The organism is Paenibacillus sp. J2TS4 (assembly GCF_018403245.1).
Classification (GTDB): Bacteria; Bacillota; Bacilli; order Paenibacillales; family NBRC-103111; genus Paenibacillus_L.
This window is the reverse complement of record NZ_BOSH01000017.1, coordinates 1-23,100: the sequence shown is the minus strand read 5'-3', so window position 1 is coordinate 23,100 and position 23,100 is coordinate 1. Positions and strand designations below refer to the sequence as shown.

Genomic DNA, 23,100 nt, shown 5'->3' with positions numbered 1-23,100 from the left:
ACTTTGACGGCTTTCTATGCATATTAAGAGAATGCAAGGTAAGGGCCTTGGGACCGAACAAAGAAGAGTGATCAATTATGCGCCGCAGCAGATTTTTCTCCTATGTTTATCATTGATTCAATACGGCAAGTCATAGCGATTTGAAATGAAGCTTTGTTATAATATAAGAAAAACGGAGTTGGTGCTGCATGTATCATTTATTAGTTGAAAAATAACGTTATTACCAGCCTATAAGAGCTCCGCCTTCTGCTAAGTCTGGACCAAAGACTTTAAAGAAGAGGAGCGGAATGGTTTTGAACAAGCGAAAATTGCCTTTGTGGCGTTTGCTGCTGGAACGGGGGTATTTTGAGAACCGGAAGCAAGCCGCAAGTTGGGTCATGTCGAATAAGGTGTCGATAAATGGGCGACCAGCTGCTTATGAAGGAGAACAGCTTAGAGATGATGTCGAGATAACTGTTAAAGGTTATGGACAGAAATATGTTGGAAAAGGCGGGCTCAAGCTGGAAGACGCCTTGGACCGTTTTCAAATCGATGTATCCGATAAAATTGCTTTGGATACGGGAGCCTCTACGGGCGGATTTACTGATTGCCTATTGCAGCATGGCGCCGCAAAAGTTTACGCTATCGATGTCGGATTTGGCCAACTGGCGGGTAAGTTAAGACTTGACCCGCGGGTCGTGAACATGGAAAATACAAATATCGGCGCCGTTGCGAAGCTACATCTACAGCCTGAACCAGAATTCGCTGCGTTGGATCTTTCTTATTTGTCTTTGAAACAGGCTATTCCGCTTGTGGTTCGTTTGCTTGAGCCAGCCAGCGAAATGCTTTGTTTGGTTAAACCATTATTTGAAGTTTCTGACCCGCAAATCCGCAGATCGGGGAAAATAGACCATCCGGGCATATATCGACAAATTTTAGAGGACCTCGTTCGTTTTACGGAAACTATCGGGCTTCACGCTTTGGGTATCACGCACAGTCCGGTTACTGGGAACAAAGGGACGAAAGAATTTTTCCTTTGGCTGGGTCTAGGCGAGTCTCCTGTAAAACGAAATATCCGAAAAGACATCGATGTTGCTATTAACGAGGTTGCGAAGCTAAAGGCGTATGGTAAATAAGACCGAAATTTTTCTTTGTTAGAGAGCACATGGCGATTCGAATTCTACAAAATGCGTGGACCAATCTACGTACGGATGGACGGTTGATATCCCAACATCATTAACTACATGTACGCTAAGTTTCTATAATGTTAGAGACTTGGCGTATTTTCTTATTCTAAGGATGTTTTTTTGTATTGGACTAATGACTTGTGCCCCTGAAACACAAAGGTTTTCGTACTAAAACTGGTAGCCTTTATACATAATGATGGACATTCTTGAGCACACCGCTGCCTAATTTTTGCCGATAGACCCGTTAAGCTGAACCGTATCACAAGTGACGGCGAATTAGTGGGAGGGACAATAGAACTGTAGAAGTGGTGGGGGAAGGTTCTATAGAAATATATCTATCACATCTCCGCTCCATGACGGCTCACTTGCCCTTCGACTCCGGTGGTTAAGCAAGAGCTTCCCCGTTGATTTTGACACCGTCCAGTATCGAATTCCCCCAAACAGGAAGCAAGTCTGTCTTTCCTACAAAACGGCTTCCAGCTAATGAGCTGTGATGAAAAACAGCCCCTGCAAAGCTGCATTCCTCAAACCGACAATACATAAACATTGTTTATGAGAGGGACTTCTATGTTAGCCGGTATGTGCATCCGAATAATTCCGCCTCCTTCATCCTGACTTTCGATGAAATCTCTAAACCTTCCGTTCTCCTCTAATCTTCTTTTTCCTTTTTGTGTTAAGTGAACACAAAATAATGTTTTTTCTTGACGCTTTAATTCCTCCACATCCCAGTTGAACACGGACTTCCTGTCTACATCCTCAAGACAAGAAACATTATCATTCAGACTTGCTGTCAAAATTCGATCCGCTCGAAATAATCTATACGCTTGCCTAGTAAAACAATATGCCGGACAGTACCAATAACCACGGTCAGAATAGAGCCCTATGGGTTGAATCTCTCGCGTATTCAGCTCGGTTTCACTTGAATTGTACTCAATCGTAACGGCAGATTTTATCATGATTGCTTGTAATAAAACGGTGAGGCATGAGACTGACATACTCCGGTTGGGGGACCAAATGGCTACTTTATCTTGTAATCGGTTAATTTGTTCCCTCACATCAGACGGCAAATAATGATAGAACTTATCTAGTGCCGATTCAGCTTGATCACCAAACGGAAGCGCACCAAAGTATCGCAGAGACTGGCCGGCGAAAAAAAACGCAATAGCCTCGCTTTCAGTAAAAGCAATTGGTGGAAGCAGACGTTCATTTAGAAGCCTGTAGCCGCCACCACGCCCTTGAATGGAATAAAGGGGTACCCCTAGTTCTCCCAGATCGTTTAAATCCCTGGAAATCGTTCGTGGTGAAACACCTAAATCCATCGCAAGCTCCGGAATGGTAAACGATTTTTTTGCATTAATGATCATAATCAATCGCAATAATCTTTGAGATTTATACATAAGCACTCATCCCTCATTTTTTTTATCATATCACATAAACATGCAAGTACCTGTCATGTTTATCGGATATTCTTGGTTTGTCAGGAGACAAGAATATCTTTCCAGGAGGGAATCAAAAAGTGATCGAGACAAACAAATTCGTTGAAAGGTATGCAGCGGTTTGGAATGAATCAGATGAGAGTGCCCGGCGTAAGGTTATTGCCGAACTTTGAGCCAGGGATGGTAACCATTTCGCTGAAGGAATTGAGGCAAAAGGATACGGCGAGATCGAAAGAAGAATCGCTAGTGCCCACGATGAATTTGTTAGAAAAGGGGGCAATATATTCGTCCGTGCAAATCTCTCTAAAGCACTTCAAAATGCTGTCGTGTATAGCTGGGATATGCTTCCGTCCCAAGGTGGAGAGGTCGTTGCAAGTGGGATCGTTTTTCTGATTTTAGATGACAATGGCCGAATTCGTGCAGAATATCAATTTTGAGCAAAAGGGGAGATTACCTGAATGATGAAGGATAATTATACAGGCCAGCCGAATGGAAGAGATGTGAAAACTTCGCTATGCAGTCGAGCCTTTCAGGCTTTTCGTTCCGCATTTGAAGATGGGGACACGACTGATTTCCTAGCACTTGCTACAGAGGATTTTCATTTCTCGATCCCATTGCCATACGATGATTGGAAAGATAAACAGGTTGGTAAGCAACGGTTTAAAGAACTGGTCAGGTTTGAAAGGGAAGTGCTGTGCTTAAAGCTTACTCCCCTTATTGAGCTTTACGATGTCCATTTTGGAGTCGTAGTTTTTCAGGCTGAGGGGACATTGAATAAACAAGCTTATCGCAATGAACTTACGGTAGTTTTCGAATTTGAGGGCGATCGAATCAAGTCATTCAAAGAATTTGTCGGCATGCCACTAAAAAGCTACGAGAATTAGACAAAATTCCGTTAGTAGCTCGATTACCAACGGGCAGTTTAACGTTATAACAGATTGGGGAAATTTGGTTACAATTACACTCACAAATTGTTATTATAAGAGGTATTACGTTGGGGGTGGGGATTGTGAAAACAATAAAGGTTTATCATTACGACGCATTTAGTAATATTCCTAATATGGGAAATCCTGCGGGGGTGGTATTAGATGGTGAAAATCTTACTGAAGAGCAAATGCGAGTAGTGGCAGAAAAAGTAGGATTTAACGAAACGGCTTTCCCACTTAAATCCGATATTGCAGATTTAAGAATACGTTTTTTTACTCCTGGTCATGAAATAAACCTTTGTGGTCACGCAACTATGGCAACTATCTATGCGTTGAAAACGAAAGGGTTGTTGGGTGATAAAATTGATCACACAATCGAAACAAAAGCAGGGAGTTTACCGATTAGTGTTAATTCAAACGATGGACTTTACATAACAATGAGGCAAGCAACTCCCCAATTTCAGGAATTTAAAGGCTCTCTTCAAGAATTGGCTCATTCGATGGGAATTGAAGAAGGTGATATTGAGACAGAACTCCCAACATTGTATGGAAGCACAGGGACTTGGACATTATTGATTCCAATAAAAAGTCTTTCGTCTTTTAAACGAATGAAACCAGACAACAAGCTGTTTCCGAACATTTTGAAGGAAATGCCTAGAGCGTCGCTTCATCCTTTTTGTTTAGAAACATACGATTCCAATGCACATATGCACGCTCGCCATTTTTCATCACCGTTTTCTGGTACAATTGAAGACCCCGTCACTGGCACTGCCTCTGGGGTAATGGGAGCTTATTATTCAAGATATATAAAGTCAGATTCTTTATTACATCTTTTGATTGAACAAGGTCAGGAAATCGGAAGGAATGGTAGCGTGAAAGTTACCGTAACAAATGGCAGTGACATAGAAGTTACGGGGAATGCTGTCTATGTAAAAGAGTTTGAGGTTTCAATTTAACCATATTGAACGGGCAGCTAAGTGCGATATAGAAATAGCAGATGTGCGGCGATTGTTTGACGGATGGGAGATCAACGTGTTGGCGGAAACGGACACGCACCGCTACGGGAAGCCGAAAATTTGCTGGGAGCTGGCGGCTTGCGTCCGCTGATGGCAGCCACGGGAGGAGAGCTGTGTGTGCCGGCGTGTGGAGGATAGCCAACTTACGTTGTGAACCCGGCCGTCTGGACAGCTAGTCTAACGCAGCTGGAAAAGGAGATTCAGTCCCTTTTGTGTATCGCTAACAGGTACGATAGTTGGATCACCGACAACCAGGCCGTCGAAGTAATCGGTGCCTCTCTTATGCATATTTAAAGAAGCAAGATCATAACTCATGGACTGGACAAAGATGGCGCCAACTATGGGCCGCGGCGGATTTTTCGCCGATAGCCCCGTTAAGCTGAACCGTACCACAAGAGACGGCAAGTTTTGGCGCCGCAGTTCGGATGCGATCGAGGATTTTATTTTGAAGGCCCCGGAGGTTATATGCTTATAGCGATTTGTAGTCTCGAATAATGACATCGATCACATGCTTTCCCCAATTCGAGGCTTCCGAGCGTGGTTCATTCCGAGCGTAGGTGATGAGTGCTTTCCACAAAGCCCAACCGCGTGCGCGATTAACAGTATCCTGGTCAAAGTTCAGGTTCAAGACAATGAAGCTAAGCATGAGGGGGATATCCGGAAGTTATGAAGAACGGGGAGAAAATTTATAATACCGCAGTTGAAGCGACTCTTGAAGTGATCGGAGGCAAGTGGAAGCCGGTTATTCTGTTCCATCTCACGTTTGGTAAGAAGCGCAATGGCGAACTTATGCAACTGGTGCCTGACATGTCGCAAAAGGTGCTGACCCAGCAGCTTAAGGAATTAGAGAAGGACGGGATCGTAAACCGTATTGTTCATAACCAGGTGCCTCCGAAAGTCGAGTATGAGTTAACGGACTTTGGGTGGAGTTTGAAAGAAATCTTGCACGCCATGTGCCGATGGGGTGATGTGTACATCGATAAGAAGTACGGCGCAAACGGCAAGATTCTTTTCACACCTCCAATGCCTGACGAATGATTAAGGAATGATCTTACGTCGCCGGAAGTCTTCAAATATATCTATAAACATCTTTTCCGTCTCGACAAAGTCATGGAAGCCAAAACGTCGGGCTTTAGAACCGTCAGCAAAGACATCGTAATCCCAACCAAAAACGAAGTCCCCGAAACGCCAAGATGACACGTCCTTATAACTGATTTTCTCCAATCCATATTTGTCGATCATGGCATTCCAGAGGGGTTCTTTGTCAGCCATAACCACCTCTAACGACATTGGTAACGGAGGGGCGGTCTCGATTTCGAAATAGGCGGCGATCTTCGGCCAAAGCTCATTCCAACGGAAGAGGTCGCCATTGGTAATATTAAAAGCCTGATTTGCGCAGCGTTCATCGGTGGCTGCCCATACGGTCGCACGAGCGAGCAAGTTCGCGTCCGTCATTTCCAGCAAGCTGTGGTACGCGCCGGGTTTTCCCGGAAAGCGGAGTGGCAAGCCGAGTTCCTTAGAAATGGAAGCATAGATGGCCATAACCATCGCTAAGTTCATCGGATTCCCTAATGCAAAACCGCAAACGACCGAAGGCCGCAGGGCCGACCACGTCCAGTTGCTTCCCAATTGCCGTTGTTCAAGAAATTGCTGTTGGTCGACATTGAATTCTGGCGGCATATGATAAGCATCCGTCTCCCGAGCCGGCGTCTTAAAGGGCCCGAGGTGCGCACCGTACACTTTATACCCTTGCATCAAACTGATATGCTGCAGGTTCGGAGCGATCGGTTCTATTGCGTTGACTACATTTACGAGCATGGAAAGATTGGGGGGCACAAGTTCAGCCCATGTAGATCGATCTTGATAGGCTGCGTAAAAGATATGTGTGACTGTGGTAAGGCTGCTTAACTTCTCACGGGTATCTTGTTCATCAAGAAGATCAACGGCTATATATCGTGTCCTACCTTGATTTTCTCCACCGCGCCGCGACACTCCGATAATATTCCATTCGGAAAGTGTGCTTAGATAATCGACGAGATTCCGTCCGATGACTCCGTTTGCTCCAACGACAAGGGCGGTCTGAGGTGACCGAGGGTTCTCAAGTGTCATTTGGCATTCCTCCTCTTCTTTTCTAATGACAATTGTGAGCTAGAAAAGAAAGGCTGTGAAGTACGCACTTTCAACTCATATAAGCACTTGAAAGTAACCATTGCATGCTCCATACATGTAAATCAGGGTAAATTGTCTCGATTGATCATATCTCGAGCGGTTTAAATGTCAATTTAAAGCATTCCTTAGTTTTTCTATACACTCAATTACGTGTAGGATGTTTGCTTCATCATTCATCGCATTTCTTGAATGTAGAAGTGCCGGTCTTAATGATTCAACGGAATTTCCAAATGGTTTCATCCAATCATATCTCGGAACCATCCAAAGATGAAAATGATGGTTGTAACAATGAGTGATTCAATGCGCGAAGAGTATAATCGGAGATTATTGACAACGCTTGCAACAAAAGAATCTGTTGAGAGGAATGTCGCTGAATCCGGTGGAAATATCGTGGGTAGTGTTCTATTGTATCATTCGACCTCTAGTGCAAGTGAAAGAGTAGTACGTTATCCTGGTTGGGCTGAGTTACGATTGCTTGCCGTACTCCCGTCGACACGTGGTCATGGAGTAGGAGCTTTGCTTGAAACAGGAATGTATACGACGCGCTCAAATTAATGACGAGAGGGCAATAGGATTGCATACAAAGGACGAAATGCATTCCGCTGTTCGCCTGTATGAGCGTCTTGGCTTTACTCGTTTTCAAGATCTTGATTTTAGTCCAGCCTCAGGAGTACTAATAAAGGGGTATGGCTATCATTTTGATAAGCGATAAGTCAGACAAATTAATGTTCGCTCATCCCGGACAAATTCAAGGAGAACAGCCATTATGGCATTCTCCTTTGCTGCCTCTTGTATTACTCCTCGATTGCCTCCCTCGCTTCCATCTGCGTAAAGGCGTCTAAGCCAATTACTCCTGACTTGACCCGATTTGAGCGGATTGCATTAATCGTAAAACTTACTCACCCTCATGACAGACAACAATATATCGATTGGTATGGAATACACTTTCCGCTACCGAATGATTATGCGGGTCAATAACGGGCAGGATTCTGGAATTTTATAGCGAATAAATAAATTCAAAGAAAGCTGCAGCCTCAATACTCGGAATGGATCTGAGAACCAGCAATGGCGATTATCGACAAAGAATTTGAGGTAACTCTCGTTCTAGGGGCAGGAAGGCGCAGCCAAGGAATGTCTTCAACGGAGAACGGCACGGAAGCGAGACGGGATGCACTGAAAACGCAAGTGATTATTGAGTAGGTCACAACGAAAGTAGCTATTTAGAAAAGGAGAATGTAGAATATGTTGAGCAAAAAAACGAATGATGCGGATGTGATCGGTTACTGTTGCTTGAGATTTCCAGTCACGGATTTGAAAAAGTCGGTAGATTTTTATTGCAATGTGTTGGGCTATGAATTGAATTCGGCAGATTTTCAGTTTGGAGAGGCACATCTTGCATTGAAAAATGGAAACGGTCCGGGTATTTTTTTAATGGAAACCAAACCGGAAGATGTCACACAATTGAAGTTTGTATTTCCTCGTTCATTCTTTATCACAAACAGCACGGGACACGTGACGATGGTTGAGTTATTAACGAATGATTTGCTTGCGTTGCATGAACGGATTAAACAAGCTGGAGCCCATATTGATAAAGAACCTGTTTTTACTAATGATTTCGGTTATTTCACCTTTTATGATCCGGACGGGCACTATATTCGGGCGGTCGAAGAAAAATAACTTTATGGCTGTTGCAATTCGGGAAAAGATAAAAAGAAAATACAGCAAATGGATAATAAGTTGCTAAAACACAATGAGGTTTTTGCGAAAAAATGAACAGCACCCTCTAAATGGATGGAGAGGTGCTGTCTGTCATTTGAATGCCTAGATGAAATGTTGCATGAATGATTGTTTTGCCCGCTTTAATATTCGCCTTTAATTACAAAAAACGAGCCCCGAATGGTTCCAGCCAGTTTAGACTTCTGCCTGGCAAACTTAAACTTGCCTTCTAACTCCTTGGGTACCTCCATCCCCTCGGAAAGTTTAAAACCAACGGCCCGCTTCTTAGGGTCATCCACCGTATACAAGACGTTGACCCCTAGACCATCCTCATAGAAGACAAAGGCCCATTGGATATTATCCACTTGAAAACGCGACGTTTCTAAAGGTTTGGCCGCAAACTCAATATCACGTTCTTCTGTCAAAATTCGGTTCACATAATCAAGCGTTTCCTGGCTTTCGCTAGCTGGGACAACCGTAAATTCATGCTTATATTTGTTCATAAAGTAACGGGCTTCATTAGCACGTAAACCGGCAAGCGCTTCTGCCACGGGGGAAGACTCTAAACCTACTGTAGATACATTTTTGAAATCAACGATATAGGACACTTCCATCCCCCTCTTATCTCTTTATTTTCTAACTACAGGAATCCACATTTCACCATATACCAGCCCGTTTCGCTGCCCCATCTCAACCGTTGCGTTGGGGCCGCCAACATAGGCAAAATTCTGTGCTTCTGGCAAAACTTGACCAAAGGCAATGCCAGTAAGCCTATTACTTAACTCTTCAGCCGTCTTCCCTTCCCCTTTAACAACTAGGTATTCCCCTTTAGGGAATTGAATAACTCTGGATGCTTCTGGTATCGATGCTTCTGTCATGACGCCAGCATAATGCATCATCTTGTTATTCACCGCTTCGTTCACGGCAAAAATGTAGTCATTTGTGGCTATGGCTTTTAAAGCATCCAGTCTTCCATCTTGTTTGACGGCCGACCAAAAGTCTGCCTTTTCCTTGTTTATACCAGCAAAGTCTGTGTAATGGCTCTTAAGCTCGGTTCCAATACCTAAAACGGTGAAGCTGTCTTTTTCTTCCAGGATATAATCTGCCATATTCAAAACCTTCCTTTTTTTAAATTTATCAAATGACTTTTTTTCTTCACTTGATGGTTATATAATAACTCTAAATCATGTCAAAAAATGATACTGTTTAGGAGTCCCGATGAAAAAAGTTGAACGGATTAATACCATCATGAGGTATATTAACAACCGCTCCCACTTTACAATTTCTGAAATCATGCGAGAATTTAACATTTCTCGTTCGACAGCAATTAGAGATATCAGAGAAATTGAGGCCATGGGGATGCCGCTTGTCGCTGAAGTTGGAAGGGATGGGGGTTATTCTGTCATGTCCAACTCTGTCCTGCCCGTTGTTCGCTTTACTGATAATGAGGTCAAAGCTCTTTTTATTGCCTTTATGGCCACAAGAAATCAACAGCTCCCTTATCTAAAGAGTCGTCAGTCATTAGCTGAAAAATTATTAGGCCTCATCTCGGAAAACCAGCAGGATGACCTTGTTCTTTTAAATCAAATCTTGCTTTTTGAAGGGACCAACCCCAATAATCCCGACCTGCTTGAGCTTTCGGATCTCCCCGATCCCATGCTAGAAAAACTCATCCAAATCCTTCTGTCGGACAGCTATTTATGGATTACCACCAAAGAAGAGAAGGTAATAAAGTCTTATCCCATTTATCTCTTGCACCTTTATCATGAAAAAAGCCATTGGCTGATTGAAGGCTTTGACTTAAAGGAAGAAAAGAAGAAGATTTTTCCCGTCGATCATCTCACCAATGTAGAACCATACCCTGCGAAAAAAAGAGTAAGTAAGAAAAAGATTTTAGAAAAACTAAGTAAGCAGGAAGAAATCATTAACCTCGTCCTTGAACTTGGTCCACAGGCGGTTGCCCAGTTCAAAAAACACCATCCTTTAAAAATTTCAATTGCCTATACGAATCCTTACCAAACTACAGCCATTATAAAGACTTTTGTCAACGTCCATAATTCAGAAGAATTGACCGAAATAACAAATTGGCTACTTTTCCTGGGTGGGGATATTAAGGTCAGGGAAATGCCAAAAAAAGTCTTGGAAGGTTTACAAGAGATATTATTTCTATACTGCCCATAAGCAGTGCCAGCTAAAACCTCTAAATTTTGAGGTTCAAACCTGTATTTTGATACTGGCAAACATGATATTTCTGTGCATGGATTGCAAGGCTTCATTTTCAGCACTCCATATAATTAATTTTGAAAGGATGATCTGTATGGATTGGCTGAAACGCATGAACAATGCAATGGAATACGTAGAAACACACCTGTCTGAAACGATCGACTACGACCAAGTGGCTAGAATTGCCTGTTGCTCTACTTACTTTTCAGCGGATGTTATTCGGCGCAGGCGGCTCACCCTTGCCGCATTTGAACTGCAAAATAGTGGTATAAAGGTCATCGACGTGGCATTCAAGTACGGTTACGAATCGCCTGGCATTTTCCAGGGCATTCAAAAAAATGCACGGTGTGATGCCAATGTCAGCGCGCGACAAAGGCGTTTCACTCAAGGCCTATCCTCGGGTATCCTTTCATATTTCGATTCGAGGAGATGTGGAGATGAATTACAAAATCGAGGAAAAACAAGGTTTTGAAATGTTCGGCGTTTCAATTCTGGTCAATGCCGATGGCGAGAATCCATTTATTGAAATACCTGAATTTTGGACCAAGTGCTCTTTGATCTGAAAATCAGTAGTAGCGCTGAATATAGAAGGGTATCCGATTGGTTTGAAGTGAGGAATTTACTGACACATAATTACGGAACCGCTGAGACGGACGAGGAATTTAACAAGATTTTCAAAGTGGATATGAATTTTGATCACGAAGTGAATATGATTTTTGTAAGCATGAACGATTGCTTAAGACTTCTTAAGGACTTAGAGGCATTTTCTTTATTTATGTTTAATCGGTTGGAATCAGTTGGTGTTGATTCTGATGAGCTTTGATGAAGATTTAAATTAAAGGCTTGGTTAGATTGTAATTAATAGTTTTTGATGAAGATAAGGGGCTTTTCCGGGCAAAGGAAAAGCCATGCTACTGGTTCAGCTAAAGGGGTACGCTTAAAAATACTTCACGATCTCCTTGTTAAAGGCGAGTTCGATGTTGGCCGACCCGATAAGAAGCTGTCGTTCGAACCGCATGACCTTCGTACTCGATCGTCAGCTCCGTGATGTCTGCCGGGTCGTAGACAACGTCCACCGTACATTCCATGAAGGGAAGGCCGACTTCATATTGCGTTTCATAATGCTGATGCATCCGGATTTGTCAACTTTAGGCTTTTCTATCATTCGACTGTTTTTCTCCAATTTGAGCAAGAAGGTAATCCATTGCAAATTTATCGAAATTGAATACAGTCCTTGTCACTTTTTTAGAGAAATACTGAAGTAAAGGATCCAAGTGTTTCATTATTTCTTTGCGATCTGGCTGAATTGTTGCTGTGTCATCCGCTATTTTCAACCTCACCTCTAATAGGGCAAGCCTGTACATACTAACAATCATTTCTGAAATCCTTTTATCCACAGCGGATTCAAAGTTCTTATCTTTTTCATTTTTTATGACATTACTTACATAAGGAAAAGTAATCAAATCTACTATTTTCATAAAAGAGACTTTTGCTGGACGAACTCTTTCCAAACCGAGATATGCTTGAAATAATCCATACTCAATATCCATATTCGTATTTACTTCACCAACAATGCTTTTCGCTTTTTGAAAATGTACACGTGCTTTGTCGTATTCTTCTATTTTTAAATACGCATCCCCTAACATGCAATGTGAATCAACTGCTTGGAATATTGAGCCTTCTCCGTGGATAGATTCCAAATGATAAATTGCTTCTTCGTGTCTTTGAAGACCACTTAAACATAAAGCCGTTATGTAATGATACACATACTTGAAACTTTTAATTTCTTCGGTAATTTTTTCAGGATTGATGTTATTGATTACTTGATATGCACCTTCAAAATCATTGAAATCCATTAGGTTAAAAGCCCATATGAAATATGAAGGTATAAGCATTTCACTCTCTTTTATTGATTCTGGCAGTGTTGATAATAAATCTCTTGCATTATCATATTTTGAATTCAAAATCATTGCCGATAGTAATTTACTTGAACTCTCTTCGGTAGGAGTGGGATATAACTTGTTGATATATTGAATAAATTCAGGAAGATATTTGTCATGTTTTTCTTGAAGTAATGCGTAAAGAACATCGATTTTTAGTTCAATTAAGGGTTCTAGAGTTGGAGCGATTCGTAACCCTTCCTCAATAGCCGTTTTTGCTTTTTCTTTATGACCAACTTCAAAATAACATTTTCCTAACCAATAATACGCATATGGAAAGCGAATAATCTCTTCCCGACTCCTTACAGCTCTTTGATAATATTTACTCGCTTCTTCTGGATCCTGGTAATAACGATAATAAACCATCCCCATAGCACATAAAGTTTCAAATAGTTCTGGATTAGCCTCTAATGCTTTTTGATACATCTCGATTTCTTTTTCATGCTGGTGAGCAATGCCATAAGCTGTTCCAAGGTTCTTCATGATTTCTGCATTATCAGGCAACATCTCAAATGCTAGTTCGAAATATTCAATACAGGAATTAATATCACTCTGAGAATCAATAATCGAAAGATACGATGTTCCCAAATTATAATATATCAACCCTATGGTGTTGTCCTTCGAATCGTTCAACGTATGTATAGAAAGTTGCTGTTCAAAGCAGTCAATCCCTAACCGTACTAACGCTCGGTTTCCTTCCTTGGCACCTTTTTCAGAATAAATAGACCCTTTTTGACCTAAGATACTTGCTGTAAATGCATCACTAATATCATCAGTCACTTTATCTTCGATTTTAAATATACATTCCAATGCCAAATCATAATTGAATTGATTGTAATAAATGCCTGACTCTAAAAATAAAAGGGATATATACTGCTCCGTTGTGAGATGTGTTCTTAACGTTTCGTGAATCGTAGCTAGACATAAAGAGTAGTTTCGTTCTTCATAAAGCTGAACGCAAAGATTGCAGTAGTAGGAGAAATCTTTCACCACTTCGACAACCTCTGCTTTACTCTGTTCAGACACCGTTACCTTTTGCTTGATTATTTCAATATCTTTTTGCATTGAGGGAAGTAAAGATATAACTTGCAAGATTTGCTCCATCTTTATATCGCCCCTCAATTGCAAAAATTCCATAGACTTATTATCGTTTGTCTGAGTGAGTATGTAATATTTCTGTGAGTTTAAAATAACTTTTTCAACAAGCGATATTTTCTCATAATCGGTTAAGTGGTGATTTGAGAGAATAAAATACCTCTCAATTTCTTGGGCTAATTCCTTCGCATCACAGGTGTGAAATCCAAACAATTTGTTCTCGGCATATTTCTTCTCAAAGAACTTCCTTAGTTCTCTTTCCTCCCAATAAACAGATTCACTAAGATCGTCCTGTTCTACTTTTGTTGTTAAATAGTCCCTATACTGCTCTGCTCCTTTTTTTAGCGATTTGATTACTAACTTTATGGTTTCAGTCTGTGGATTCTTTATTCTGTTCCATAATGTCATTCCACCTCTGATAATTCCGCTAACTGTTGTTCCTATGCTGCTCATCACATTCACCTGCCATTTTTACTTTTCCTAATTATATTATAGCAGTTTGTAATGGCATTCTGTTTGAAAGGCCATTCCATAGCATTTTTAATTTTGTTCTCCATTTCCAACTTCGCTAAATCACTCTTACAATAATTAATGGCAGCATAAAAATATCTTTAAAATACTCGTCACGAAATTGCGAGCGAAGCATTTCGAGGGAAACATCAATAAAACGCAATACTCGTTTTAACGAGTTTTCTCCTGAATCGTTCAAAATTTTTAACTCAAAGTAGCAAACAGTTTAAAAAGTGAACCGTAACATAAGTGGCTGCGAAAAATCGGGGTTGTTGGTATGGCGGGGGAATGTTTAAGAGCGTGATATAAAGACCTTTGTAACTGCTAAACTAGAATTAACGGATTCCGCTAAATAAGAATGAACAAAACTTACCATACCCTTCCTATTAAGCTATCATAGAACTGGTAATTCTAGCATCGGGGGGAAGCGGTATGAGGAAAGAAGAAAGGTGGCCTATGTACTTCGCAATTCAGGAACAAAAAAGATTAGGATTGAGGAAATCGCAGGTTGCGCGTAACTTGAATATATCCAGGAATTCGGTGATTAGTTTTGGAACATGACGGTAGACGAGTACAAACAGTTTATGAATGGACTCGAAACACGATCAAAGAAGCTGGAGTCGTTTGAAGCAGAGATCGTTAGCTGGTTGCAAATATCCGGATCTCTCCGCTGCTCAGGTCATGGACTGGCTGAAGGAACGTCATGAGGGCATGGAGATCGCTGAGAGTACCGTTCGAAGCTATGTGCGAGGCTTGAGAATGGAATATGGAATCCCAAAGGCGATACGAATAAGACAATACGAAGCGGTGGAAGAACTCCCGATGGGCAGGCAGATGCAAGTAGACTTCGGGGAAACCAAGCTCAGACATCCAGACGGCCATTTGGTCAAGCTATGGTTCATCACCTTTGTCTTGTCTCATTCGCGACACAAATTCGCACTATGGCAGGACAGACCGTTTACAACAGTAGATGTCGTTGACGCCCATGAACAGGCCTTTGAGTTCTATGGCGGCCTCCCGGAAGAAATTGTTTACGACCAAGACCACTTGTTATTAACCAGTGAGAACCATGGTGATCTCATCTTGACGCATGAGTTCGCGAAGTATGTGGAAGAGCGCGCCTTCCGTATTCATATGTGTCGCAAAGGTGATCCGGAAAGCAAAGGCAAAATTGAGAATGTGGTGAAATACATCAAACGTAACTTTGCCCGGCATCGTTCATTCACGAATATAGACAAACAATGAAGAGTGCCTGGCTTGGTTAACCCGTACAGGAAACGCCAAGATGCATCATACCACCAAAAAAATACCGGCCGAAGTGTACGCTTTAGAAAAAGCGCATCTCCGCCCAGTCCAGAAAAAATAGAAAAATTGAGTAACTCAAGTATAACAAGGACGGTGCGGAAGGACAACACCATCTGGTATGAATCGAACCGGTATAGCGTTCCGATCGGCACGTATGACAGAACTGACAAAGAAGTCGCTGTACGGGTTACAGAAGACAACAGACTCATCATCTATGAAGAAGACTCGGGACACATCCTGGCAGAGCATACACTGTGCCTCCATCGCAAGGGCGAGCTTATTCGCAACAATAATCATGGTCGAGACCGGACAAAAGGCGTTCAGGCTTATGTCGATCATGTCGTTCAACGGTTCACGGATGCGAGCGAAGCCCGGCGTTACCTAGAGGAAATTCGCAAACAGAAACCGCGATACATTCGAGATCAGTTGCAAGCGATTGAGAAGAGCGTTACCGTAGCTGGAACTAAGGCGGCTGACCAAGCTCTAGCCTATTGCTTAAAGAATAGCCTATACCGTGCTGCAGATTTTGCAGATGCTGTGAGCCACTACAAGGACAAGGCGCAACAGCAAGCGGTCGAGAAGCCGACTCAAAGCGACTTAAAGCTACTCGTTCAAGTGGATGCCGCTAAGCTGAAAGCCAAACCCCAAATACGGGAGTTTAAGACTTACGAACGCATCTTGGGAGGTGGATAGAAGATGACAACATCCACAGGTGACCTGAAACAATGGCTGAGCACGCTCAATATGACCGAGGCGGCACACATCTTGGAGGATAGTCTTTTGGATGCACAATCCAAGGACTGGAGCTGTGGGCAATTTTTGCACCATCTCCTCAAACATGAGTTGCGGCGGCGGGAAGAAAAGCAACGGGCCAAACGGATGAAATGGGCTGCATTCCCTTTCATAAAATCGCTGGACGAGTTTCGATTGGAGGAACAGCAATCCCTCAGCAAGCGCCATATAGAGCAATTGCGGGAGTTGCTGTGGCTCGAGCACACCTACAATTTAATACTTTTGGGCCCGCCTGGGGTCGGAAAGACTCACCTGTCAGTGGGGCTGGGAATCGAGGCGTTGGAGCGAGGACATCGGGTCAGTTTCGTCGCGATGGATACCTTGATCCATTTACTCAAGACACATGAGATTGCGCGGACGTCGCAGACCCGGATGAAGCGTATTCTGGGATCCGATCTGGTGATCATCGATGATCTGATGTTCATGGCCATGGAGAAAAGTGAATCGAATTTATTCTTTCAGTTTGTGAACAAGCTCTATGGTCAAGCATCGATCATTCTGACCTCGAACAAGGGGCCGGAGGATTGGGGTGAACTACTCGGTGATCCGGCCATCACGACCGCCATTCTCGACCGGATCTTACATAAGAGCGAGGTCATTCAGTTGAGCGGAGACAGCTTCCGCCTCAAGTATCGAGAAACCATATTTGGAAATGTCTAGGTGTTGAAAGTTATTTAGCGGAATCTGCTCAAAAGTACTTGACGGTTACAACCTTGAGTTTTAGGAGTTTGGAGTTCTTGCTGATCAGAGTATCATCGCAATATTTTATGTTGTAGTATAATTAGGAAGGATTAGGTAATGGTTTCGTATATAGGTCTATACGGAAGTATTTATGAAGTTCGTGAATAAGACGTTATCTACAATTCTCGAGTGCAAGTCAAGAGCGTTACTTTTTTTATTTCATTTTCGTATTCCCCCTTATGAAAAGTGGGGATACAAGTTAACAATACAACAAATCTATAAACTGATTATTGAGGGTGGAGCGAGTGGCAGACAACAACTTTTTACTTGCAAAGTTTGGAAAACGAGAGCATTTAGAGATGTTATCTGAAGGATATGTTTATTTTAATTCAATTTCTAAGTATCGAAATGATACATCAAATTATCGTGGGGATGAAAATGAAGGGAAGATCCCAATAGATCCAATATGTATTCAAATATTAGATAAAAATGGTCAGAATATTTTTGAAAAAATACCTCGACCTGATAGTGTTAAACTATCTCATGTGGATGACGATGGAATCTTAATATTCTGCACAGCTATGATAACAGAAGAGATTTTATACAATGAAGGAAGCCATTACGTTTTCAATAATGAGTTCAAAGCCGCAATAAAAGATTTTGGCGAGCATGTATTATTATTTAATTCTGGAGAGTTTTTATCAAAACTTAGCAAAGCGCAATTATATGCAAATCCTAAATTTGGTTACATTAGCGGTCCAATTATATACAGAGATTTAAATGATTATTCAAATCCAAATATAAATGTGTATAACCTAACAAAAAGTGTTTTTGATCCTCTTTTTGTTAAGAGCGAACAATACAAAATGCAAAATGAATGGAGGCTTATTGTCGATGGCTCTGATAATTACCTTCCTACAAATGCAGATGGATCATATATTATAAAGATTGAAAAGTTGGAATGGGCTAATATATTTGATATAGAAACATTTCTAGAAATTTTCCAATACACACCTTAAAACCATCTGGTTGAAACCTTGCAACAGCAGGCTAGCTGGGCAATTCAGTAACCTGACTTGAAAAATAGAAAAACATCGCTTCGTTTGGTAAAGTGAGAGTATCGAGCTTCCACTACCACAACAGAAGAGGTGTCTTCCATCATGATAAACGATCAGCCGGGTCTTAATCAACTGCCAAACGAATTAAAGTCTGCCTTTCAAGAACTGAATATCCTGAAATTCTTGAGACAAGCCGGATTTCGCAAACGGCTTGGCCTCAGTTGTGCCTATCTGTTTCAACTCGTTTTCGTGCTGTTGTTTCATCAGAGGAATTGGTTTCGCCTGCTTGAGAGCAGCAAAGGCGACTCCTTTCCAGGCAAGGATGCCGTGTATCGCTTCCTCAATCACACCGGCTTTGCCTGGCGCCGCTTCCTGACGTCGCTTGGGACGGCTACCGTACAGAAGGTAGATGCCCTGACCTCAGCGGATCGCGACTCCGTCTTCATCGTCGACGATTCCATGTTTGAACGAAATCGCAGCAGAGCAGTCGAACTGCTTGCCCGTTTCAAGGATCATGCGACTGGAACATTTTACAAGCGGTTTCGCATGCTTACACTGGGATGGTCAGACAGCCATACCTTCGTGCCGCTGGATTTTTCGCTGCTGAGTTCCAGCAAATCGGCCATGAATGGAACCATCGACAAACGATCGCACGGCTACAAACGCCGGCAGGAGGCGCTTTTGCCGGCTCCGCAGGTCATCGTGTCCATGCTGGATCGGGCGCTAAAGGCTGGGGCCACGGCTTCTTACGTCTTAATGGACAGCTGGTTTACCTATGCGCCGCTTATTGGCGAAATCGTGGCTCGCGGCCTGGATGTGATTGGCATGGTCAAGAATGACAACAAACGTTTCCTTATTCAAGGCCAGAAGCTGTCGTTGAAAGAATTGTACACGGCGGCGTCTCCTGTCGCGAGCAAGAAGCGCGGCATTCTTCGTTCCATCCAGACCGAGCTTCCTTCAGGTATCCGAGTTCGAGTTGTGTTCGTTCGCCATCGCTCGAAGAAAAACGAGTGGCTGGCGATTTTGACGACTGATCTTACGCTGACCGTAGAAGACATCATCCGGATTTACGCGATCCGCTGGGACATCGAGGTCTTCTTCAAGTGCATCAAATCGCTGCTTCGCCTGCAAAAAGAGTTTCAAGGCCGTTCCTACGATTTGCTAATCAGCCACTCGACGTTGTGTTTTCCCGCTACATCCTGCTGGCGTGGCAGCATCGGAAAAGCACGGATGCGCGTTCCTTTGGCGGCTTGTTTTATTTCCTGTGCGACGAAGTCGGTACGCTGGATTGGGTCGTTGCCCTGCAACAGTTGCTGGATTTAATCAACGAAGTAGCCAATAAAGCCGGAAGGAGCTTTCCGCTCTTATGTTTGCCGATTTCATGCTACGAAAGTTGAGTTAGAAATACAAAACCACCTTATTCTAAGTGAATAAGGTGGTTAGGGACTTTTAGCAAGCTGCAATAGCTTGACACGCCGTCTTGGCTCATCGTTATTGTATACATCAATTTTAACATATATTCTTAGTTTAATCAATTTATTTTATATCCATTCTTCAACATTTTCATTACCCATTCTTTCCAAAAAGGATCTTGCAATATTACCACTGCCATATTTAATCTCATTATTCCAAAAACTCCAGATCAATGCTTTAATGTCTCGTAAGTCAGCAAAGCACTTTAGAACCTTTAATACGTCGTATAACTTTATAATGTACTGAGACCTAATTGGAGTTAATTTTAATTCTGATATTAGCCGAGCATTTATTTTTAAATTTTTTGGAGTTCGGAAACGACTAATTAATTCAAAATGAGCACAAGTGTTTCGCAACTCTTTAATAATCTCTAAAGTATTTAGGAACTTTTCTTTATCGTTGGGCTTTAAATTAAAGTCTCTTAACACCGCGTCTAAAGTGCGCTTTTTCAATCCATACATCAGTATAATTACGTCATTCAGCATCAGAGTTTTTATCACAACCCAAAAAGGAGGGTTATTATATGCATCTACATACGGAAATTTGATTTTACATTCATCAATGTAGTCCAATCCAAGAATATTTATATTAGATATGTCTATTGGAAGTGAAATGGTTGATCCTGAAGTCCGACTAATTCCATGTAGTGATGCTAATAATACTGCCTGTTTTGAATTTTTGAAAGTATAGGTTCCGTCTCTAACCTCTCTTATCGAAGTAGATCCAAATCTTCCGGAAAAGATGCCTTTCAACGTTGTCTTGTCATTTGAATAAGTTACATCCCCAATAAACTTTCCTTTAAATCTCCCCGAATACTTATAATCCTTCCTAAGCAGTTTATGGGTTTTTCCTGGATTGCTCTGGTTGTAAAAAAAATTGACATATTGCTTAGGGCCGTCAGTTCTTCTTGGCACATTATAATATGTGCAGTCAATATAATTATTATTCTCCGCCAATGTAGAACAATGATTTTTACAAAAATGATATGCAATAGAGGTTTTTAATTTCGTCTCGAATTCTGATATTTTTTGAAATATTAAACTTGAAAGCTGCCTGTCAAAATCATGCAACCTAAGAAAATTATCAAAGGATTTTTTAGTGTACTGTTTGGGCGAATTTTTCGAATCATCAAGCAAAAGTGTTTCAAAACCATTTATAAGATTAAAATAGTTTTTTTCCATGAGATGTTTTCTAGCAGTATCTAGGTTATTAAAGATCAGCCCTCTGTCTTTTAATAACCGGATTTGATTAGTAATTAAATTAAATTCTTTGTCAGTTGGCAACGAATCCCCCCTCCCGTACTTCATTTTTTTCTATATATTTCCGATAATATCACATTCTGGTCCTTAAAGGTTCCTTGAAAAAGATAGCAGCTAGTTGTTAATAGCTCAATTTTCGCAGAGCGAAAATCAGCTTGTAACCTTGTGGTGACTGGAGCGGGAAGAGATCAGGTACCTTACTTGAAGAATATAAAAACACCACTTTTGGTAAAGTGAGAGTGTCCAGCTACCACTATCAGACCGAAGGCGTGTCTTCCATTATGATAGACCATCAGCCTGATTTGAATCAACTGCCAAAAGAATTAAAGCCTGTATTTCAAGAACTGAAAGTCATGAAATATCTGCAATGAGCAGGGCTCCGTAAGCGATTTGGCTTTAGCTGTGCCCGGCTGCTTCAACTCGTCTTCGTCCTCTTATTCCATCAGAAGAACTGGTTTCGCCTGTTCGTTAACCTAACGGGAAAAGATAAAATTCAGCAGAAGGCCGCTGATTACTTCGATGGCTTTTTGTGTATGATGTGGAAGCTCGATAAAAGGGATGACCTTTAGTTGCAAGCAACTGGCAGGATGTTTAATTAAAGACGTTTTTTATTGACCGCAATCCATTGGTTTCGATTAGAATAGGATAACATTACCTTTGGAGTGTGATCGAGGGATAATATGGATAGGAAGATTAAACAGCTATTCACTCGAGATATATTGAGACAAGCCGCGAACGTTATGGTATACGCGAAGACTCAATGATCGATTTAAATGGGTTTCAAAACTTCGTTTATTCTGGGTTGGTCGGAGATCGTGAAGTTATTCTAAGAATTGCCCATATCACACATCGGAATGAAACATTAACGAAAGCGGAATTAGATTTTATCATGTTTTTGGCGGAGTCTGGTGTAAAAGTAGCTAGACCGATTCCGTCTTTAACCGGTGATCTTTTTCATACAATTGACGATGCTTTTGTTGTGACAGCCTTTGAGAAAGCCCTTGGCAGAAATGCAAAAATTGCCGAGGAGAGCAATACTTTTTATGAGAATATAGGTCAATTGGTTGGAAAAATACATAAGCTTTCACTTCACTATACCCCCCAACATTTACGCTATGAATGGAATGACAATGCTTTATTAGCTTCATTTAAAAACTATTGTCTGTCAGAATTATACAACAGTTTCGACCGACTTACGTTGCGCTACCCATATCGGTATGCCACCTGAAAAGCACGAAATGGATATCTATATTCCAATCGAACCGGTCATTACAGAAGCCAAAGAAATTATTGAACTACAACCGTACCGAGCAGCTTATTACAAAGCTTTGGCAGAAAGGGGAGAAGATGGCATGAAGTAAAGAAAGAAGCATTTGAAGTCATGATCGCCTGGGTACTTACGCAAGGGTTTGATCACTCTGAGTTGCGGATTCGTGCACATAATAATGGCGGTGCAACGGAAGAGGACTTTTTTTACGAGGTTTACATGGACGTTAGCGGAAAAGATGTGTCGATAACAGAGGACTCACTGATTAGCCTAGTAGATTGTGAAGGAGGATTGTTCGTCGTCATTCCTGCACTTCATCGTATGCTCGAGCCGACAGGGAAAGCATTTTGCGAATGGTTTGAGCAGCAAGAGAAATATATGATGACGGGTAAATGGTTCGAGGAATTTTTAATTGATGACGGCAAAGTGACTTTGGGAACACTCATCAGGATTCATTTTGGCGCGAAAGAGATCACTTGACACAACTGAACTAATGAAGTCACGACAATGTGTATCCGAGAACAGTATTGGTGATTAAGTTAACGGAAACGATAGTTGAATCGCCTACACTATAAGTGATGGAGTAGAATTTGGGCTTTAATACTTAGCAGTCCCCCCCTCTTTCGGGGGCCGGCCCGGCGTTGCCGAGGTCGCGGATGTTGTCTCCTGCTTCGAGGTACTAAGCATGGTTAGGATATATGCCTAAGATTCTATTGGACTCAGTTTTTAAGCTAACGGGAGGTTAGTGCGAACAAAGTGGAGCAGGCGTTATTCTGATGAAATATGCCTGGAATGTTGAATACAAGAAATTAACAAAAAACGCCACATACATTGTGGCGTTATCTCTATTAGACATAATTTAAGCAAGGGCACTGTTTCCAGATCCTTACAATAGTATTATAAACGACGGAAAAACATAAGTCTACATTATTTTGGAAATATTGTTATTGTGCTGTGATAATGTCATCCCATAACTGTTCTGAGATAATGTCACTATGGGACAGGAGAAGATTACATTGAGCAGAGCAGAACTGAAGAAGATCTATGTGGTGGAGAAAATTATCGATG

At 41.8% G+C, this 23,100-nt stretch carries 20 protein-coding genes and 4 pseudogenes; 17 read left to right on the top strand and 7 right to left on the bottom strand.

Going from position 1 to position 23,100, the window contains the following annotated elements:
• Nucleotides 1-293: 293 nt before the first annotated feature.
• The gene (locus KJS69_RS25415; protein WP_213586614.1) at nt 294-1,115 is read left to right on the top strand and encodes a TlyA family RNA methyltransferase; all 822 of its coding nucleotides are present in this window, start codon (nt 294-296) and stop codon (nt 1,113-1,115) included.
• Between the two features lie 575 nt (nt 1,116-1,690).
• Here the strand turns inward: KJS69_RS25415 and KJS69_RS25410 are convergent.
• Nucleotides 1,691-2,563, bottom strand: coding sequence for a helix-turn-helix transcriptional regulator (locus KJS69_RS25410; protein ID WP_213586613.1), 873 nt, complete (start codon nt 2,561-2,563; stop codon nt 1,691-1,693).
• A gap of 497 nt (nt 2,564-3,060) precedes the next feature.
• On the opposite strand from KJS69_RS25410, the gene KJS69_RS25405 reads away from it, so the two are divergent.
• The 3 genes from KJS69_RS25405 (at nt 3,061) to KJS69_RS25395 (ending at nt 5,582) form a co-directional block, all read left to right on the top strand.
• Nucleotides 3,061-3,486 carry a nuclear transport factor 2 family protein gene (locus KJS69_RS25405; protein WP_249730705.1) on the top strand — a complete coding sequence of 142 codons (426 nt, stop codon included), beginning with the start codon at nt 3,061-3,063 and terminating at the stop codon, nt 3,484-3,486.
• Between the two features lie 125 nt (nt 3,487-3,611).
• Complete coding sequence (locus KJS69_RS25400) at nt 3,612-4,484, top strand: PhzF family phenazine biosynthesis protein (RefSeq protein WP_213586612.1); 873 nt, start codon at nt 3,612-3,614, stop codon at nt 4,482-4,484.
• Between the two features lie 726 nt (nt 4,485-5,210).
• On the top strand, nt 5,211-5,582 hold the full coding sequence (locus KJS69_RS25395) for a winged helix-turn-helix transcriptional regulator (RefSeq protein ID WP_213586611.1): 372 nt from the start codon (nt 5,211-5,213) through the stop codon (nt 5,580-5,582).
• On the opposite strand, the gene KJS69_RS25390 is transcribed toward KJS69_RS25395, so the two are convergent.
• Nucleotides 5,583-6,653, bottom strand: a complete 1,071-nt coding sequence (locus tag KJS69_RS25390; RefSeq protein ID WP_213586610.1) for an SDR family oxidoreductase — start codon at nt 6,651-6,653, stop codon at nt 5,583-5,585.
• 327 nt (nt 6,654-6,980) lie between these two features.
• Between KJS69_RS25390 and KJS69_RS30370 the strand changes: the two genes are divergently transcribed.
• From KJS69_RS30370 to KJS69_RS25380, 3 genes are all read left to right on the top strand, one after another.
• On the top strand, nt 6,981-7,268 hold the full coding sequence (locus KJS69_RS30370) for a GNAT family N-acetyltransferase (protein WP_213586609.1): 288 nt from the start codon (nt 6,981-6,983) through the stop codon (nt 7,266-7,268).
• Between the two features lie 510 nt (nt 7,269-7,778).
• Nucleotides 7,779-7,913, top strand: a complete 135-nt coding sequence (locus KJS69_RS30055; RefSeq protein WP_283777485.1) for a hypothetical protein — start codon at nt 7,779-7,781, stop codon at nt 7,911-7,913.
• Between the two features lie 42 nt (nt 7,914-7,955).
• Entirely contained in the window at nt 7,956-8,390 is a 435-nt protein-coding gene (locus KJS69_RS25380) for a VOC family protein (protein WP_213586608.1), read from the top strand.
• A gap of 182 nt (nt 8,391-8,572) precedes the next feature.
• On the opposite strand, the gene KJS69_RS25375 is transcribed toward KJS69_RS25380, so the two are convergent.
• Entirely contained in the window at nt 8,573-9,037 is a 465-nt protein-coding gene (locus KJS69_RS25375; protein ID WP_213586607.1) for a phage tail protein, read from the bottom strand.
• A 21-nt stretch (nt 9,038-9,058) separates the two neighbouring features.
• On the bottom strand, nt 9,059-9,538 hold the full coding sequence (locus KJS69_RS25370; RefSeq protein WP_213586606.1) for a GyrI-like domain-containing protein: 480 nt from the start codon (nt 9,536-9,538) through the stop codon (nt 9,059-9,061).
• A 109-nt stretch (nt 9,539-9,647) separates the two neighbouring features.
• On the opposite strand from KJS69_RS25370, the gene KJS69_RS25365 reads away from it, so the two are divergent.
• Nucleotides 9,648-10,610 (top strand): helix-turn-helix transcriptional regulator, encoded by a 963-nt coding sequence (locus KJS69_RS25365; RefSeq protein ID WP_213586605.1) that lies wholly within the window; start codon nt 9,648-9,650, stop codon nt 10,608-10,610.
• A 136-nt stretch (nt 10,611-10,746) separates the two neighbouring features.
• Nucleotides 10,747-11,203: pseudogene (locus KJS69_RS25360) on the top strand (helix-turn-helix transcriptional regulator); the annotation flags it as partial.
• Nucleotides 11,204-11,668: 465 nt separating this feature from the next.
• Here the strand turns inward: KJS69_RS25360 and KJS69_RS25355 are convergent.
• Nucleotides 11,669-11,811 (bottom strand): annotated as a pseudogene (locus KJS69_RS25355) (transposase); the annotation flags it as partial.
• On the bottom strand, nt 11,801-12,958 hold the full coding sequence (locus tag KJS69_RS30505) for a tetratricopeptide repeat protein (protein ID WP_483874566.1): 1,158 nt from the start codon (nt 12,956-12,958) through the stop codon (nt 11,801-11,803). The pseudogene KJS69_RS25355 and the gene KJS69_RS30505, both read right to left, overlap by 11 nt.
• Before the next feature lie 1,863 nt (nt 12,959-14,821).
• Here KJS69_RS30505 and KJS69_RS29845 point away from each other — a divergent pair.
• The 5 genes and pseudogenes from KJS69_RS29845 to KJS69_RS25330 all read left to right on the top strand — a co-directional run bounded on the left by KJS69_RS29845 (nt 14,822) and on the right by KJS69_RS25330 (nt 19,430).
• Nucleotides 14,822-15,442 (top strand): DDE-type integrase/transposase/recombinase, encoded by a 621-nt coding sequence (locus KJS69_RS29845; RefSeq protein WP_249730703.1) that lies wholly within the window; start codon nt 14,822-14,824, stop codon nt 15,440-15,442.
• A gap of 153 nt (nt 15,443-15,595) precedes the next feature.
• Complete coding sequence (locus tag KJS69_RS29840) at nt 15,596-16,195, top strand: hypothetical protein (protein WP_249730702.1); 600 nt, start codon at nt 15,596-15,598, stop codon at nt 16,193-16,195.
• Nucleotides 16,196-16,198: 3 nt separating this feature from the next.
• On the top strand, nt 16,199-16,954 hold the full coding sequence (istB, locus tag KJS69_RS25340; protein WP_213586603.1) for an IS21-like element helper ATPase IstB: 756 nt from the start codon (nt 16,199-16,201) through the stop codon (nt 16,952-16,954).
• 326 nt (nt 16,955-17,280) lie between these two features.
• Complete coding sequence (locus KJS69_RS25335; RefSeq protein ID WP_213586602.1) at nt 17,281-17,994, top strand: hypothetical protein; 714 nt, start codon at nt 17,281-17,283, stop codon at nt 17,992-17,994.
• Nucleotides 17,995-18,135: 141 nt separating this feature from the next.
• Nucleotides 18,136-19,430, top strand: a pseudogene (locus KJS69_RS25330) (IS4 family transposase).
• Between the two features lie 144 nt (nt 19,431-19,574).
• Here the strand turns inward: KJS69_RS25330 and KJS69_RS25325 are convergent.
• Nucleotides 19,575-20,789 (bottom strand): Abi family protein, encoded by a 1,215-nt coding sequence (locus KJS69_RS25325; protein WP_213586601.1) that lies wholly within the window; start codon nt 20,787-20,789, stop codon nt 19,575-19,577.
• A gap of 257 nt (nt 20,790-21,046) precedes the next feature.
• Here KJS69_RS25325 and KJS69_RS30500 point away from each other — a divergent pair.
• From KJS69_RS30500 to KJS69_RS25315, 3 genes and pseudogenes are all read left to right on the top strand, one after another.
• Nucleotides 21,047-21,280 (top strand): annotated as a pseudogene (locus tag KJS69_RS30500) (IS4 family transposase); the annotation flags it as partial.
• 245 nt (nt 21,281-21,525) lie between these two features.
• On the top strand, nt 21,526-21,993 hold the full coding sequence (locus tag KJS69_RS25320) for a phosphotransferase (protein ID WP_213586600.1): 468 nt from the start codon (nt 21,526-21,528) through the stop codon (nt 21,991-21,993).
• Between the two features lie 153 nt (nt 21,994-22,146).
• On the top strand, nt 22,147-22,512 hold the full coding sequence (locus KJS69_RS25315; RefSeq protein WP_213586599.1) for a hypothetical protein: 366 nt from the start codon (nt 22,147-22,149) through the stop codon (nt 22,510-22,512).
• Nucleotides 22,513-23,100: the final 588 nt, after the last annotated feature.